Below are 15,934 nucleotides of genomic sequence, written 5' to 3'. Positions count from 1 at the left end.
GATGAGTGAAAACAAAAGCCGCCGCGAATTTATCAGCCAGAGCGGCAAAATGGTCACCGCCTGTGCGCTGTTTGGCGCCACCGGCTCCGTCGCGTATGCTGCCGACTCAGCAAAGCCAACCTGCGAGACGGGCAAACCGATGAGTATCACCGCAAAACACTATTACCTCGACAACGTGCTGCTGGAGGCCGGGTTCAACTTCAACGGCAGCGTGGCGACGAGCACCCGCACCGAGCTGAAAACGCTGGAGATCAAGGACGGAAAAATTGTCGCCCTGCGCGATAACAAGAGCCACGCCGACGCCACGCTGCCGCACTACGACGCGGGTAAAAAGCTGATGCTTCCGGCGATGCGCGACATGCACATCCATCTGGATAAAACCTTCTACGGCGGTCCGTGGCGCTCCCTGAATCGCCCGGCGGGCACTACGATTCAGGACATGATCCGCCTTGAGCAGAAGCTGCTGCCGGAGCTACAGCCCTACACCCAGGAACGCGCGGAGGCGCTTATCGACCTGATCCAGTCGAAAGGCTCTACCATTGCCCGCAGCCACTGCAACATAGAGCCGGTATCCGGCCTGAAAAACCTGGAAAGTTTGCAGGCGGTGCTGGCGCGCCGGGCCGCAGGTTTTGACTGTGAAATCGTTGCCTTCCCACAGCACGGCCTGCTGCTGTCCAACTCTGAAAACCTGATGCGCGAGGCGATGCAGGCCGGGGCGCACTACGTGGGCGGGCTGGACCCAACCAACGTCGACGGCGCGATGGAGAAATCCCTCGATCTGATGTTCCAGATTGCGCTGGATTACGACAAAGGGGTGGACATTCACCTGCACGAAACCAGCCCGGCGGGCGTGGCGGCGGTGAACTACATGGTGGAAACCGTGGAGAAAACGCCGGCGCTGAAGGGCAAGCTGACCATCAGCCACGCCTTCGCGCTGGCAACGCTCAACGAGCAGCAGGTGGATGAGATTGCCACCCGCATGGCGGCGCAGCAGGTGACCATCGCCTCCACCGTGCCGATTGGAACCCTGCATATGCCGCTGAAGCAGCTGCGCGAGAAGGGCGTGTTCGTGATGACGGGCACCGACAGCGTGATTGACCACTGGTCGCCGTACGGCCTGGGGGACATGCTGGAAAAAGCCAATCTCTACGCGCAGCTCTATATCCGCCCTAATGAGCAGACGCTCTCCCGCGCGCTCGGCATTGCCACCGGTGACGTGCTGCCGCTGAACGATAAAGGCGAGCGCGTGTGGCCAAAAGCGCAGGACGACGCCAGCTTTGTGCTGGTGGATGCCTCCTGTTCCGCCGAAGCGGTGGCGCGCATTTCACCGCGTACCGCGACGTTCCACAGGGGCAACCTCGTCTGGGGCTCGGTCGCCTGACGCCACGTTGGGGTATCGCTACAGGTGATACCCCGACAATCGCAACTCCCGGTCAATCCACTCGACGAACTGCTGGATCTTCCACGCGCGTTCGTTCATGTGCGGCATCACCAGATGATGCGCGTTAATGGCGATCCCCATCTCATCCGGCAGCACCTGCACCAGTGAGCCATCCTTCAGGTGATCGGTAGCCATCATTTTGCTCTCCAGAATAAACCCCAGCCCCATGCGCGCCGCTTCAAAGCTCATGTAGGAACGGTCGAAGCTGAGGCTGAAATTGAGCCAGGGCCTGTCGATATTGTGCCAGGCGAACCATTTTTCCCAGTTCACCAGAGTACTGGTGGACGAGATAAGCGACTGTTGCAGCAGATCGGCGGGTGTGCTGATGGGATGCTCTTCTGCATAGCCCGGCGAGGCCAATACCACCAGCGTGTCGTTTTTAATGGTCATCACCCGGTAGGCGTCCCAGTCCGGAATACCGTGACGGATATCAATGTCGATATTATCTCTGGCGAACTGCAGGTTCTCATAGGAGCAGGTGAGATTGATGGTGATATCAGGATATTCGGCGCGGAATCTGCCCAGACGGCGCAACAGCCATGACAGCCCGAAGGTGGGGGAAGAGTGCACGCGAAGCACGGCATTGTCTTTTTCTTTCACGATCTGATCGGTGGCGCGCCCGATGGCGCTCATCGCCGCTGAGACCTCCCGCAGATATTTTTCTCCCGTCGGGGTGAGTTGAACCCCTTTGCCGCTGCGGATGAATAATTTCTTGCCAAGCCACGATTCCAGCGACGCGATCTGGTGGCTTACCGCCGACGGCGTGACGTTGAGTTGTTCCGCCGCCTGATGGATGCTCAGGGCGTTGGCAACGGCGATAAACGCCTGCAAATTTCTGAGCGAGGGCAGCGATAACGTCTGGCGATCCTGCGCGGGCATGGCCTACTCCTTACACGATAATTGATAAAAAACATAACATTGAGACTGCGAGCGGGCAATTTTATCCCGATATTATTTTTTTGAGCTGTATCGCGAATCAAATTTATCTCAGCAATAAATGAGCTTTATTGAATGGCGTTTCATGGGTGAGCCGATATATTGACGTTGAACGCAATAATAAAACGACTCACGGTGTTCGAATAATGAGGTAAGTTATGTCTCGTATAGAACAAGCTGTCCCCTACATAAAGACTAAAAAAACCAATTACCGTTTCGTTGTGCTGGCATTAATTTTTATTGTTTATGCCATTAACTATGCTGACCGAACAAATATTGGTGCGGTACTGCCGTTTATCATTGACGAATTTCATATCAATAATTTCGAAGCCGGTGCCATCGCCAGCATGTTTTTTTTGGGATACGCCCTGAGCCAAATTCCTGCGGGCTTTTTTATTGCCAAAAAGGGAATTCGCGGCATGGTGGCGCTGTCGATATTCGGCTTCTCTGCCTTTACCTGGCTGATGGGCACTGCAACCTCGGTTCTGGGCCTGAAGTGTATCCGCCTGGGGCTGGGGTTAACAGAGGGGCCGTGCCCGGTCGGGCTGGCTTCTACCATCAACAACTGGTTTCCGCCAAAGGAGAAGGCCACGGCCACGGGCGTCTACATCGCCGCCACCATGTTCGCGCCCATCCTCGTGCCGCCGCTGGCCGTGTGGATCGCCATGACCTGGGGCTGGCGCTGGGTCTTCTTCTCCTTTGCGATCCCAGGCCTGGTCATTGCCGTCCTGTGGTATCTGCTGGTACGCACGAAGCCGTCCGAGAGCGCATTCGTCTCTAAAGCGGAGCTGGAGACGATTACCGCCGGTCAGGAGACGCCGGACGCCAGACGGGAAAACATCGTGATTTCACCGGGCTTTGCACGCCTCGATCGGCTGATCCGCGTGCGGGAGTTAGCCCCGGTAAGCACGGTGAAAGGGCTGTTTACCTCGAAGAATATTCTCGGCGACTGCCTGGCCTATTTTATGATGGTCAGCGTGCTGTACGGACTGTTGACGTGGATCCCGCTCTATCTGGTGAAAGAGAAAGGCTTTACGTTTATGAGCATGGGCCTGGTCGCCAGCATGCCGTGCATCGGCGGATTTATCGGTGCGATTTTTGGCGGCTACGTCTCCGACAAACTGCTCGGCCGTCGACGTAAACCGACCATGATGTTTACCGCCATCAGCACCGTTTTAATGATGGTCATTATGCTGAATATTCCGCAAAGCACCGTGGCGGTTTGCGTCGGGCTATTTTTTGTCGGCCTCTGTCTGAATATTGGCTGGCCCGCTTTTACGGCTTATGGCATGGCTGTTGCGGACAGTAAAACCTATCCCATTGCCGCGTCCATCATCAATAGCGGCGGTAATCTCGGCGGATTTGTTTCCCCGATGCTGGCGGGTTATCTGCTGGATAAAACAGGCAGTTTTAATTCCGTGTTTATTTATTTCGGTATTTGCGCAGCCATTGGCTTAATTATTATTATGCTGCTGGAAGAGCCGAAATAAATCATTAAATCCCTCTTGTCCGAATGGAGTAAATATATGCTACTGAAAAATAAAGTCGCCGTTATTACCGGCGCGGCTTCCGTACGCGGTTTGGGTTTCGCTACGGCGAAATTATATGCCGAACAGGGCGCGAAAGTGGTCATTATTGATTTAGATGCCGAAGCCAGCCGGGCTGCCGCCGCGAGCCTGGGCGACGAACATCTGGGCCTTGCGGCGAACGTCAGCAATGAATTACAGGTTAATGCCGCCATTGAGCAGGTGCTGGGGAAATACGGGCGCATCGATATTCTGGTGAATAACGCCGGCATTACTCAGCCGATCAAGCTGATGGATATCAAACGCGAAAATTACGATGCGGTGCTGGACGTCAGCCTGCGCGGCACGCTGCTAATGTCCCAGGCGGTTATTCCCACTATGCGCGCGCAAAAGTCGGGCAGCATCGTCTGCATTTCATCGGTGTCCGCCCAGCGCGGCGGCGGCATCTTCGGTGGCCCACACTACAGCGCTGCAAAAGCGGGTGTGCTGGGGCTGGCAAAAGCCATGGCGCGCGAGCTCGGGCCAGACAACGTGCGCGTAAACTGCATCACGCCGGGGCTTATCCAGACGGACATCACCGCAGGCAAGCTGAGCGATGAGATGAAAACGTCCATTCTGGCAGGCATTCCGCTTAACTGCCTCGGCGACGCGCAGGATATTGCCCGCGCCGCGCTGTTCCTCGGCAGCGACCTTTCTTCTTACTCCACCGGTATCACGCTCGACGTGAACGGCGGAATGCTGATCCATTAAGGAGAGACGACGATGACGGATACCACAGTTCAACAGGTTGCCGCCGCGGCCTGGCGTATTCGCCGCTACGCGCTGCGCATGGGCGAAGTGCAGGGGCAGGGCTACATCGGGCAGGCGCTGGGCTATGCCGACGTGCTGGCCACCGCGTTTACCCACGGGATGAACCTTAAGCCGGGCGAGCCGGAGTGGGAAGGGCGTGACCGTTTTCTGCTCTCCCACGGCCATTACGCCATTGCCTGTTATGCGGCCCTGATTGAAGCCGGGATCGTTCCTGAAGAGGAGCTGGAGACTTACGGCGCGGACGACAGCCGCCTGCCGATGTCCGGTATGGCTACCTACACGCCGGGCATGGAGATCTCCGGCGGTTCGCTGGGGCAGGGCTTAAGCATTGGCGTTGGCATGGCGCTGGGGCTGATGCACAAGCAGAGCGCGGCGTGGGTCGTTAACTCCATGTCGGACGGCGAGCTGGATGAAGGGTCAACCTGGGAAGCGGCGATGTCGGCGGCACATCACGGCCTGTCGAACCTGATCGTGCTGGTGGACATTAACCGCCAGCAGGCGGATGGCAACTCGCACGCGATCCTCGGCTTTGAGCCGCTGGAGGATAAATGGACCTCCTTCGGCTGGTACGTGCAGCGCGTAAACGGCAACGATGTTCCTGCGCTGGTGACGGCCTTTGATAACGCCAAACGCTACCCGGAAAACCAGCCGCGCGTCATTTTGTGCGACACGCTGATGGGCAAGGGTGTGCCGTTCCTCGAAAAGCGGGACAAGAACCATTTTATTCGCGTGGATGCTGACGAGTGGCAAAAGGCACTCGCCGTGCTGGATGCCAACAAACCTGAAGGAGTGCTGTAATGAGCCAGACTACGGAGAAAAAGCCGCGTTTAACCACGTCGGCGATGATTGCCTCTATCGCGGAAGAAGGCCAGGAGACGCGCGCCGCACCGTTCGGCCACGCGCTGGTGAAGCTGGCGGAACAGCGACCGGAGGTCGTCGGCATGACGGCGGATCTGTCGAAGTACACCGATCTACACATTTTTGCCCAGGCCTACCCGGAACGCTTCTTCCAGATGGGCATGGCAGAACAGCTTTTAATGGGGGCGGCGGGCGGCATGGCGAAAGAGGGCTTTATTCCTTTCGCCACCACCTATGCCGTCTTCGCCACCCGCCGCGCCTACGATTTTATCCATCAGGTGATTGCTGAAGAGCACCTGAACGTGAAGATCTGCGCGGCGCTGCCGGGGCTAACCACCGGTTACGGGCCGAGCCACCAGGCGACGGAAGATATTGCGATTATGCGCGGTATTCCGGGCATGACGATTATCGATCCCTGTGACGCAATTGACACGGAACAGGCGGTGCCGGCGATGGCAGCGCACGACGGCCCTGTCTATATGCGCCTGCTGCGCGGCAAGGTGCCGGTGGTGCTGGACCAGTACAACTACCAGTTTAAGATTGGCAAAGCCGTGCTGCTTGAAGAGGGGAGCGATGTCCTGATCGTCGCATCAGGGCTGATGACCATGCGCGCGCTGGAGGCGGCGAAGCAGCTGCGTAAGGATAACGTCAGCGTGGCGGTGCTGCACTCGCCCACCATTAAGCCGCTGGACGAAGAGACGATCCTGGCCCAGGCCGCGAAGCCGGGACGGCTGGTCATTGTGGCGGAAAACCACAGCAGCGTGGGCGGGCTGTGCGAAGCCGTCGCGTCGCTGTTGATGCGCAACCGTGTTAACGTGGATTTTGATACCGTCGCGCTGCCGGACGCGTTCCTTGATGCGGGCGCGCTGCCAACCCTGCACGACCGCTACGGGATTTCGACCGCCGCCATGGTAGAGAAGATCCGGCGCAGACTCTGATTTATCAGACGGATACGTTGCCAACGGGCGAGGGGTATTTTACCCTCGCCTCTGTTGCGATAACAGGAGTCCGTCATGGCACAAAACATCTACGACAACCCGGCGTTTTTTGAAGGCTACGCCCAGCTTCCGCGCTCGGTGCAGGGCCTGGACGGCGCGCCGGAGTGGCCTGCCTTGAAAAAAATGCTGCCGGATTTAACCGGCAAAGCGGTTATCGATCTCGGCTGCGGCTACGGCTGGTTCTGCCGCGCGGCGCGTGAGCTGGGCGCTGCTGGCGTCACAGGGGTCGATATCTCAGAGAAGATGCTCGCCCGCGCGGATGAACTGACTGATGACAATCGGATCCACTATCAGCGTAGCGATCTGGAGTCTCTGACGCTCAACGAGAATAGCCTCGATCTGGTCTACAGCTCGTTGGCGCTGCACTACCTGCCGGAACTGGACACGCTATTCGCCAACGTTCAGCGCGCGCTAAAACCGGGCGGTAGTCTGGTCTTTTCGATGGAGCACCCGATTTACACCTGCGCTTCCCGTCAGGGCTGGCTGACCGACGACAGCGGCGCGCGGTACTGGGGCGTGAACCATTATCAGGACGAAAGCCAGCGCGTCAGCAACTGGCTGGCGGATGGGGTGATTAAATACCACCGCACGCTGGGCACCACGCTTAACGCACTGATCAAGGCCGGGTTAACGATAAGCGAGGTCAACGAGTGGGGACCAACGCAGGCGCAAATTGACGCCTGGCCTGCATTGGCTGAAGAGGCGGAGCGCCCGTTGCTGGTGCTGATCTCCGCCCGTAAGGCTCAGTAACCTACCTTATACACCCGCCCGCTCTGCACCCCTTCAACGCTGCGGCGGTAGGCCTGGGCAACGGTCGCGGCGGGAACGCTTTCAAAGCCGGGGAAGAAACCGTCATACGCGTCGGCGGATTCCGTCAGTACCGTCGGGCTAATCAGGTTGATGCGGATCCCGCGCGGCAGTTCACACGCTGCGGCGCGGACAAACCCTTCCAGCGCCGCATTTACCGTGGTGGCATTCACCCCCTGTGCGATCGGCTCGTGCGCCACAATCCCACTAATGAGCGTAATCGAGCCGCCTTCATTCAGGTAGTGCTGGCCGGTCAGCGCCAGACGCACCTGCCCCAGCAGCTTGTCCTGCAGGCCCTGGTTGAAATCGCTGTCTTTCATGGTCGCGAGCGGGCCGAAGTGCAGCCCACCGCTCGCAGAGACAATCGCATCCACCGGGCCGATTTTCTCAAACAGCGCCTGCACGCTCGCCTGCGAGGTGATATCCACCTGATAGTCTCCCTGCGTGCGGCCGACGCGGATGACCTCGTGGCGACGACTCAACTCTTCCGTTACTGCACGACCGACCGTACCGCTGGCACCAATAATGACGATTTTCATAGCAGACTCCTTGATGTTGTGAGCCCTCATTCTTTAATAAATAAAAACTCAGATAAACTGGGCTAAAGTTAGATGATTACTAACCAGAGGTTCGGAATATGGATAAGCTTCGCGGCATGGAGACGTTTATCGCGGTGGTAGAAAGCGGCAGCTTTACCGGCGCGGCAGCGCGGCTGGAGATGTCGGCGGTCATGGTCGGGAAATATATTGCGCTGCTGGAATCGCAGCTCGGTACGCGCCTGCTGGAGCGCAATACCCGTCGTCAGAGCCTGACCGACGCCGGACGCGTTTATTTCGAAGAGGCCAGGCGGGTGCTGGAGCAGGTCTCGATTGCCGAAAGCGCGGTTGAACGGCTGCGCGCGGCGCCCGCCGGCACCCTGCGCGTCACCGCCCCCACGTCGTTTGGCGGCTGCGCGATCGCTCCTCTGACGGCCAGTTTTTTGCAGCGCTACCCGGAAGTGCGTATCGAACTGGATCTCACTAACCGGATGGTGGATCTGGTGGAGGAGGGGGTCGATCTGGCCATTCGCATTGGCGATATTCGCAATGACGATCTGGTGGCGAAATATTTGTGCCCCTACAACATGGTGATCTGCGCCGCGCCGGATTATCTGGCGCGACACGGTACGCCGCAGACGCCTGCCGATCTGGTGGATCATCTTTGTCTGTCGCACACGGTGTGGACCGCGCGCAACGAGTGGCGGCTGCCGGGCGTGGAAGTGGAGGTGCGCTGGAAGCGGGATGCGATCTTACGATGCAACGACGGCTACGGCTTACGCATGGCGGCGCGGGCCGGGGCAGGGTTATTGCTGCAACCGGAAGTGCTGGTAGCGGAAGAGCTGGCAAGCGGCAGGCTGGTACGTGTGCTGGAGCCGTTCACCCCCGCACCAAGGCCGGTGCATTTACTGTGGCGACAGGATTTACGTCCCCTCCCTAAGCTAACGGAATTTATTGCTCATCTTCTGCTAAGATTGGGCACAATATAAAAAAAGAAGGTAATCAAAGAATGTCTGCAAACAAACTCGCCAGCAGCGCGCAGGGCCTGCAATCATCTGCCATCCGTGAATTATTAAAACACAGCAAAATGGCAGGTGTGATTTCGCTGGGTGGCGGTATTCCCAATCCCGATCTGTTCGATCACGAAGGGCTGAAAATCGCCGCTGATGCCGTCTTATCGCAGCATTTTGGCGAGGCGTTCCAGTATGGCCTGACGGAAGGCGTGCCGGGGCTGCGCGAGGAAATTAAACGCATCTGCGAGGGGCGTGGCATCGCCTGTAAGGCCGATGATGTCGTCATTACTTCCGGCTCTCAACAATCTCTGGACGTGCTGGCGCGCGCGTTAATTAACCCGGGCGATACGGTTGTCGTTGAGCGTCCAACCTATCTCGCCGCGCTGCAGGTCTTTGGCCTGGCGCAGGCCAGCTTTGAATCCGTTGGCACCGACGGTGATGGCATGAAGGTCGATGAACTTGAGGCGTTGGTGGCAAGGAAAACCATCAAAGCGGTCTATATCGTTCCAACCTTTGGTAACCCTGGCGGCGTGACGCTTTCCGAAGCGCGTCGTAAACAGCTGGTGGCATTATCGAAGCGCTATGATTTCGTGATTATCGAAGACGATCCGTACAGCGAAATTAACTACACCGACGACGTGTTCCGCCCGCTGATTGCCCATGCCAAAGATATCGGCAATGAAGATAACGTGGTGTACACCTCCACCTTCTCTAAAATCCTCGCGCCGGGTACCCGCGTGGGCTGGGTACTGGTGCCGGAATGGCTGAAGCGCGCGGTGGTGAACCTCAAGCAAACCACCGATCTGCACACCAGCACGCTGTCCCAGCTGATGACCTACGAGTACCTGAAAACCGGTCGTCTGGCGAACCAGATTAAAATGATCCGCGAGGCCTATCGCCAGAAATACCAGACGTTTGCAATGGAACTGGAAGCCGGGCTGGGCGATGTGATGTCGTTCCACAAGCCGAAGGGCGGCATGTTCCTCTGGGCGAAAATGAACAACGGCATGAATACGACGAAATGGCTGGAAAAAACCTTAAGCAACGGCGTGGTGTTTGTACCGGGCGAGTTCTTCTACTGCAACGAGCCGGACCACGCGACGCTGCGCATGTCGTTCGTCACGCCAACGGATGAAGAGCTGAAAGAAGCGGTTCGACGTTTGAAGACCTCCCTGTAATTACGAGTAAAACCCGGTGCGGTCAATATCGTACCGGGGAAAACGACCGCTCATGCCACATCCGGCCTGCCTGATTTCCTTTTTGCCATAATTTCCGCGACCGTCTTTATACGGCTCAACTCTTCCTGAGTCCGGGAATTGGTCTGTGCTTCCCAGATGTCGACGTTTAGCTGCAGGTTCAACCAGAATTCAATACTGGTATCAAACGCCTTGGCCAGTCTGATTGCCATATCGGCCGTCAGTTTACGATTATTATTAACGAGAGCGCTGATGGTGTTACGGTGCACGTTAAGCATTTCCGCGAGATCGCTAATTTTCAGATTGAGCGGCTCAAGGTATTCATACTGCAACACATCGCCCGGCGTGGTGGGTTTGCGTAGAGCCTGTTGAAGAGTCATAGGTAATGCCTCATTTGTATGGCGTGTACTTGTGCGGAGAGAGGTAGAGATCGTCTGCTTTGCCCTCTGACCACCTGAATACCAACCTGTATTGCCTGTTCACGCGAATCGAAGAGTACCCTGCAAGCGGGGGATTCAGCGATTCATACATATTGCCTGGCGGGGATCTCAGCTCCCGGTGCGAGGTAGCAGCGTTGATCATATCCAGCTTCCTCGCTAAGGCTGATTCAAGTCTTGAAGGGATCACATTGCTTGATTTCCCATACAGAAAAAAATCCTTAAGCCATTGATCACGAAAATGATTAATCATAGTGCTTATGAGCTCCAGTCCATGAAGCTATGTGGATAGTAATGCACTCTTGCACAGTGCGCAAGTGCGTTTTTATTGGCAGCTATGTTACCCGGATGCAGGCTGAAGGAAAGCGTAAGGCGCCATTAAAAGCGGTTTCTTCGAGGCGGATTCCAGAAAAGGCGTATTGTGGTGTGGGTGCGGCATGATGTCCTCTCCCACAGGGCTGAGGAATCTCCACAATTAATGCGAGCAGCGAACCATCCCCTCGCCCCTTTGGGGAGAGGGTTAGGGAGAGGGGGAAGATCGCCGCCACCCGGCGTTTGACTACCGCTCTCTCAGCGCCTCTTTCGCCCGGTTAAACGGCTTGATCAGATAATCCAGCACCGTTTTTTCTCCGGTCTTAATATCCACTGTGGCAATCATCCCTGGCACAATTGAGAAGTGCCTGCCCGCCTTATTCACCAGGTAATCCTGGCTGGTGCGGATAAACACGCGGTAATAGAACACTTCCGGCTTGGCTTCGTCCTGAATGGTGTCCGGGGAAATCGTCTCCACCACGCCGTGCAGCCCGCCGTAGATGGCGTAATCGTAGGCGGTGATTTTGACCAGCGCCTCCTGGTTCGGGTGGATAAAGGCGATATCGCGCGGCGAGAGGCGGGTTTCAATCAGCAGGTGATCGTCCACCGGCACAATCTCCATCAGCTCGCCGTTGGGCGGGATCACGCCGCCGATGGTGGTGACCTTGATGTTTTTCACGATCCCACGCACCGGGGATTTTACCGTCAGGCGGGTGACGGAATCCTCGCGGCCTTTGAGGATCGCCGAGACCATATCGACTTCGGCGTTGGCCTTGGATAACGCTTCGCGCGCCTGAACGTAGTACTGCGAGCGCACGTCGGTGAGCTTCAGCTCCAGGTCGCTTTTCTGCCGCTGCAGGCGCAGCACTTCCACGTGGCTGGCGGCCCCGGTTTTGACCAGCCGCTGGGTGATCGCCAGCTCTTTGTTCGCGAGGTCTAACGCCGAACGCAGTTCACGCTGCGTGTCCTCCAGCTGGGCGCGGCGCGAGTTGTAGAGCCGCGTTTCGGCGGCGGTCAGTTCGGTCCATTTCTCCAGCGAAGGCGGGAACTTCAGCGGAAGATCGTTTACCTCGGCGTACAGACGCGCGCTGGAGGCCAGCGACGCGCGGTAGCGCGCCGCGCTTTCGCCGACGTTCGATTCAGAACGCGTTGGGTCAAGTCGCGCCAGCACCTGTCCGGCCTGCACCTGATCGCCCTCGTGAACGTTCAGCTCGGTGAGGATCCCCCCGTCGAGAGACTGTAATACCTGCTCGCGCGAGCTGGGGATCACTTTCCCCGAGCCGGTTGAGACCTCATCCAGCATCCCAAACCACGCCCAGACGCCCAGCGCCACAAACATCAGCAGCGAGAAGATGACGATCCGCCGCGCACCGGTGTAGCCGCTCTCGGAGTCGAGGGCGTTATCAAGATCGTCCATTGCCGCAACGTCACGCTGACTGATTTTCATTTTTCCACTCCCGTCCGGTTGCTGCCTGCTGCTGTTGCTGCATGCGGCTGTTGTTCAGCGCCTGCGCTTTTGGCGCGTCCATGACCAGCATCCCATCTTTGAGCACGACCACGCGCTCCACCAGCTCCAGCACCGGCACGCGGTGGGTGGCGACAACCAGCGTGCGGTTGCCGAGCCACGCCCCGAGACGCTGGATAAACTCCCGCTCGGTATGCTCGTCAAGGGAGGCGGTCGGTTCATCCATCAGCACGATATTCGGGTCGCGCAGCAGCATACGCGCCAGCAGGATGGACTGCCGCTGCCCGCCGGAGAGCCCCACGCCGTTTTCCATAATCGGGTAGTCCAGCCCCTTCGGCAGCTTCTGCACAAAGCTGGCCGCGCCGCACATCTCCAGTACTTCGAAAATCTCTTCGTCGGTGGCGCGCGGCATGCCGAGCGTGATGTTCTCGCGCAGGGTGCCGTAAAACAGCCGCGCGTTCTGGGTCATAAAGCCGACGTTTCGCCGCACGTCCGCCACGTCCAGATGCGGCAGGCTGAAGTTATCAAGCCGCAGCTCGCCGGCCGCCAGATCCATTCCGCCCGCCATCGCCTGCAGGAGAGTGGATTTGCCCGCGCCGTTACGCCCGAGGATCGCCACTTTCTCGCCCGGCCTGATCTCCAGGCGGTTAATGCGCAGCGCCATGCGAGGATCTTCCTGCTGATAGCGGAACTGCGCCTGCTCGAAAAGATAGTGTCCGCGCAGCACGTCCTGGCGGATCGGCGTCTCCTCGCGCTGGTTCTCGGTCGGCAGCTGCATAATGCTGTCCAGCCCCTCTTTGGCGGCTTTCACCTGCTGCCAGCGGGCGAGCACGCCGCACAGCGTTGCCATCGGGGCGATCATCCGGGAGGCCAGCATTGAGGCGGCTACCACCGAGCCGGTGGTCAGGGTGCCGTCGATCACCATCGGCGCGCCGACCACGATCACGGCGGCGTAAACCAGGCTCTGGACGGTCATCCCCCAGCTGATCAGGTTCTGCGTCAGCTCGCGGGTGCGCAGGCCAGATTCCGCGGTGATCTGGATATAGCTGTTCCACTGCTGCAAAAAGCGGTTTTCCGCCTGCATCAGCTTGATGTCCTCCAGACCCTGCACGCTCTCTACCAGCACCGCGTTACGCAGGGTCGATTCATGGGCAGACTGCTTCGCCAGCTCCGCCAGCTTCTTTTGCAGCAGCAGACCGGGCAGGACCATGATTACCGCTGCTACCGGGGCGATCCACGCCAGCTGCGGCGCGATGATCGCCAGCACCACCACAAACAGGAAGAAGAAGGGCAGATCGACAATCGTCGAGATGGTAGAAGAGGTGACCATCTCGCGGATCTGTTCCAGCTCTCGCAGCTGAGAGATAAAGCTGCCGGTGGAGCGCGGAATGGCGCTGTGGCGCAGCCGTAACGCGTGGCCGAACACGCGATCCGAGACGCGCAGATCCGAGCGCTTGCCGAGCAGATCCATAATGTGACCGCGCGCGACGCGCAGCACAAAGCCAAACAGGGTAGCGATCAGCACCCCAATGGTCAGCACGTAGAGCGTCGGGTAGGACTGGGCGGGGATCACCCGGTCATACACCTGCATGGAGAAGACAATCCCGGAGAGTGACAGAATGTTGATAAACAGCGCGGCGAGCATCACCCAGCTGTAGGGGCGCAGGTCGCGCATCACCAGCCGGTATAGCCAGTCCGGGCGGTATTTTGAGATGTAGGCGTCCACGCGGCTGTCTTTCAGGGCGGCCAGCGGACGCAGGGCGATCACATGGCGGATAGCGGGTAACAACGCGCTCATCGACAGTCGGTTGGTGTATGTCTCGTTATCGAAAAAGGTGACCTCAAGCGTATCTTCGCCATCAAAATTGTCGATCACGCCGATTTTTCCGTCGCTTAGCTCCACCACCACCGGCAGACGCCAGCTGTTGATCGACTGCTGATCGGCCGTCAGCAGCTGGAACGTCAGCCCGGCTTCACGGGCAAGCTGGGTCAGCGCGGGCACCATCGGTTTGCCTTTCAGCCACGGCGCGCCCGCGATGAGCGAGCCGGGCGAGCAGGCGACGCGGTAGCGCGTGGCAACGTAGCCAAAAGCCTGCGCCCACTGTTCCAGCGACGCGTCCGTCATGTTGTCACCCTGCGGGATGTCGAGTTGCTTCATGGCTGGATCTCCACGGTCTGGATGGTGCGGTTATCAAGATCGAACGCATGACGCAATTGCCCGGTGTTATACAGGCAGTTGAGCTGCAGCTGGTGCAGTTGTCCGAGGGTCTGCTGCTGGGTAAAGCGCGCCTGATAGACCTCCTGCTCGGCGTTGAGCACGTCCAGCAGCGGGCGCGAGCCGAGATCGAGATACTGCTGCTGGTAAAGTTCGCGGGTGCGGGCGCTCAGCGCCTCCTGGCGGCCCTGAATTTGCAGCGTGCTTTGCAGGCTCATCACCTGGCTGCGGGCCTCCAGCAGCTTCTGACGAATATCAAGGCGCGTGCGCTGAATGGTGGACTGCGCTGCTTCCACCGCGTGTCCGGCGGCGTTACGTCGTGCGGTGAGTCCGCCCCCCTGATAGAGCGGCATCTGCACTTTCACCCAGGCGGAATACTGGGTGCGATCCCGCGTTTCGTTACCCGCGTAGCGATCGTTCAGGTAGTGACGGACTTCCGGCTCCAGCGAGACGGTTGGCGTCATCTGGGCATCGGCGTAGTCAAGGTTCGCCTGGGCGACGTTCGCCTGCGCCCAGGCGGCAAGGACCGCAGGCACCAGACGATCGTCCGGCTCGGCGATATCGCAGCTGCGGGCCAGCTTTTGCGGAAAATCATTGCTGATATCGTTCAGGCTGTTCCAGCCAAGGAAGCTCATCAGCGTGGCGCGGGCGCTGTCGAGGCTGGCCTGATACTGCATCAGCTGGGCGCGCGCGCCTTCAATGCGCGCGTCGGTCTGTACTACGTCAGAGAGCGAGGTAGCCCCTTCGTCGTTACGCTGGCGGGTCAGCGTGCCTATTGAGGAGAGGGCATCGAGCTGCTCTTTGGCGGTGTCGACCATCTGCTGCCAGGTTTGTACCTGCACCATGGCGATAGCGGTATCGTGGGCGATGGTGTCGATGCTGACCAGTACGTTGGCCTGCTGCTGGGCGACCCCGGCATTTTCGGCCCGCACCTGGCTTGCCACTTTGCCGAAGTCGTAAAGCATCTGTGAAAGAGAGAGCACCAGCGACGGCGTAAAGCCATTCTGGTCGCCGTCGTGGGAATATCCGTTGTCCATGCCGGCGTTAATCTGCGGATAGTATTTCGATTTGGCGACGTCGACCTCTTCGTTCTGTTCGTAGAGTTTGCCCACGGCTTCAGCGATCGCCGGATGCCAGGTGACGGCGCGGTTGACGGCCTCGCCAAGCTGTAATGAACCGGGGGCAGCTTTGCCTGACACCGGGGCGACGCGGCCATTCAGTGAGGGAAGTTCCTGCGTTTCGCGAAGTTGTCCGGTATTAATCATCGCCGCAAGGTTTGCCGCGATGGCGGGCACAGATATCAGGCAGCACGAGAGCCACCAGTAAGGCATCTTTATTCCCATGTCATGTCCCTAATAAAAAAGTACAGCTTTATTATTTATGC

Annotated in this window: 15 protein-coding genes; 8 read left to right on the top strand and 7 right to left on the bottom strand. The window is 58.5% G+C overall.

Annotated elements, in window-relative coordinates; translation table 11 throughout:
- Window position 1: 1 nt before the first annotated feature.
- On the top strand, window positions 2–1,381 hold the full coding sequence (locus MX657_RS17415; protein WP_346806245.1) for an amidohydrolase family protein: 1,380 nt from the start codon (window positions 2–4) through the stop codon (window positions 1,379–1,381).
- Window positions 1,382–1,399: 18 nt separating this feature from the next.
- Here MX657_RS17415 and MX657_RS17410 read toward each other — a convergent pair whose 3' ends face one another.
- Window positions 1,400–2,320, bottom strand: a complete 921-nt coding sequence (locus MX657_RS17410) for a LysR substrate-binding domain-containing protein (protein ID WP_061097315.1) — start codon at window positions 2,318–2,320, stop codon at window positions 1,400–1,402.
- 215 nt (window positions 2,321–2,535) lie between these two features.
- On the opposite strand from MX657_RS17410, the gene MX657_RS17405 reads away from it, so the two are divergent.
- From MX657_RS17405 to MX657_RS17385, 5 genes are all read left to right on the top strand, one after another.
- Window positions 2,536–3,867, top strand: coding sequence for an MFS transporter (locus MX657_RS17405; protein ID WP_333017079.1), 1,332 nt, complete (start codon window positions 2,536–2,538; stop codon window positions 3,865–3,867).
- A gap of 36 nt (window positions 3,868–3,903) precedes the next feature.
- Window positions 3,904–4,653 carry an SDR family NAD(P)-dependent oxidoreductase gene (locus tag MX657_RS17400; protein ID WP_346806244.1) on the top strand — a complete coding sequence of 250 codons (750 nt, stop codon included), beginning with the start codon at window positions 3,904–3,906 and terminating at the stop codon, window positions 4,651–4,653.
- A gap of 12 nt (window positions 4,654–4,665) precedes the next feature.
- The gene (locus tag MX657_RS17395) at window positions 4,666–5,511 is read left to right on the top strand and encodes a transketolase (RefSeq protein ID WP_346806243.1); all 846 of its coding nucleotides are present in this window, start codon (window positions 4,666–4,668) and stop codon (window positions 5,509–5,511) included.
- Window positions 5,511–6,509: a transketolase C-terminal domain-containing protein gene (locus MX657_RS17390; RefSeq protein WP_151412877.1), complete on the top strand. Its 999-nt coding sequence runs from the start codon at window positions 5,511–5,513 to the stop codon at window positions 6,507–6,509. Before MX657_RS17395 ends, MX657_RS17390 begins: the two co-directional genes overlap by 1 nt.
- A gap of 75 nt (window positions 6,510–6,584) precedes the next feature.
- On the top strand, window positions 6,585–7,319 hold the full coding sequence (locus tag MX657_RS17385) for a class I SAM-dependent methyltransferase (protein ID WP_346806242.1): 735 nt from the start codon (window positions 6,585–6,587) through the stop codon (window positions 7,317–7,319).
- Here MX657_RS17385 and MX657_RS17380 read toward each other — a convergent pair.
- Window positions 7,313–7,915 (bottom strand): short chain dehydrogenase, encoded by a 603-nt coding sequence (locus tag MX657_RS17380; RefSeq protein WP_217480485.1) that lies wholly within the window; start codon window positions 7,913–7,915, stop codon window positions 7,313–7,315. The genes MX657_RS17385 and MX657_RS17380 overlap by 7 nt on opposite strands.
- A 98-nt stretch (window positions 7,916–8,013) precedes the next feature.
- Here MX657_RS17380 and MX657_RS17375 point away from each other — a divergent pair, with 98 nt between their 5' ends.
- Window positions 8,014–8,901 carry a LysR family transcriptional regulator gene (locus MX657_RS17375; protein ID WP_346806241.1) on the top strand — a complete coding sequence of 296 codons (888 nt, stop codon included), beginning with the start codon at window positions 8,014–8,016 and terminating at the stop codon, window positions 8,899–8,901.
- Window positions 8,902–8,921: 20 nt separating this feature from the next.
- Window positions 8,922–10,103, top strand: a complete 1,182-nt coding sequence (locus MX657_RS17370; RefSeq protein WP_346806240.1) for a PLP-dependent aminotransferase family protein — start codon at window positions 8,922–8,924, stop codon at window positions 10,101–10,103.
- 50 nt (window positions 10,104–10,153) lie between these two features.
- On the opposite strand, the gene MX657_RS17365 is transcribed toward MX657_RS17370, so the two are convergent.
- The 5 genes from MX657_RS17365 to MX657_RS17345 all read right to left on the bottom strand — a co-directional run bounded on the left by MX657_RS17365 (window position 10,154) and on the right by MX657_RS17345 (window position 15,893).
- On the bottom strand, window positions 10,154–10,501 hold the full coding sequence (locus MX657_RS17365) for a HigA family addiction module antitoxin (RefSeq protein WP_119916163.1): 348 nt from the start codon (window positions 10,499–10,501) through the stop codon (window positions 10,154–10,156).
- 10 nt (window positions 10,502–10,511) lie between these two features.
- A complete protein-coding gene (locus tag MX657_RS17360) occupies window positions 10,512–10,811 on the bottom strand; it encodes a type II toxin-antitoxin system RelE/ParE family toxin (protein ID WP_119916162.1) in 300 nt (99 codons plus the stop codon).
- Window positions 10,812–11,117: 306 nt separating this feature from the next.
- Entirely contained in the window at window positions 11,118–12,287 is a 1,170-nt protein-coding gene (locus tag MX657_RS17355; protein ID WP_119916274.1) for an HlyD family efflux transporter periplasmic adaptor subunit, read from the bottom strand.
- Between the two features lie 10 nt (window positions 12,288–12,297).
- The gene (locus tag MX657_RS17350; RefSeq protein ID WP_346806239.1) at window positions 12,298–14,493 is read right to left on the bottom strand and encodes a type I secretion system permease/ATPase; all 2,196 of its coding nucleotides are present in this window, start codon (window positions 14,491–14,493) and stop codon (window positions 12,298–12,300) included.
- Window positions 14,490–15,893 (bottom strand): TolC family outer membrane protein, encoded by a 1,404-nt coding sequence (locus MX657_RS17345; protein ID WP_346806238.1) that lies wholly within the window; start codon window positions 15,891–15,893, stop codon window positions 14,490–14,492. Before MX657_RS17345 ends, MX657_RS17350 begins: the two co-directional genes overlap by 4 nt.
- Between the last annotated feature and the right edge of the window lie 41 nt (window positions 15,894–15,934).

The sequence above is a fragment of the Enterobacter chuandaensis genome (genome assembly GCF_039718975.1).
Lineage (GTDB): Bacteria > Pseudomonadota > Gammaproteobacteria > Enterobacterales > Enterobacteriaceae > Enterobacter > Enterobacter chuandaensis.
This window is presented reverse-complemented; position numbering and strand designations above follow the sequence as displayed.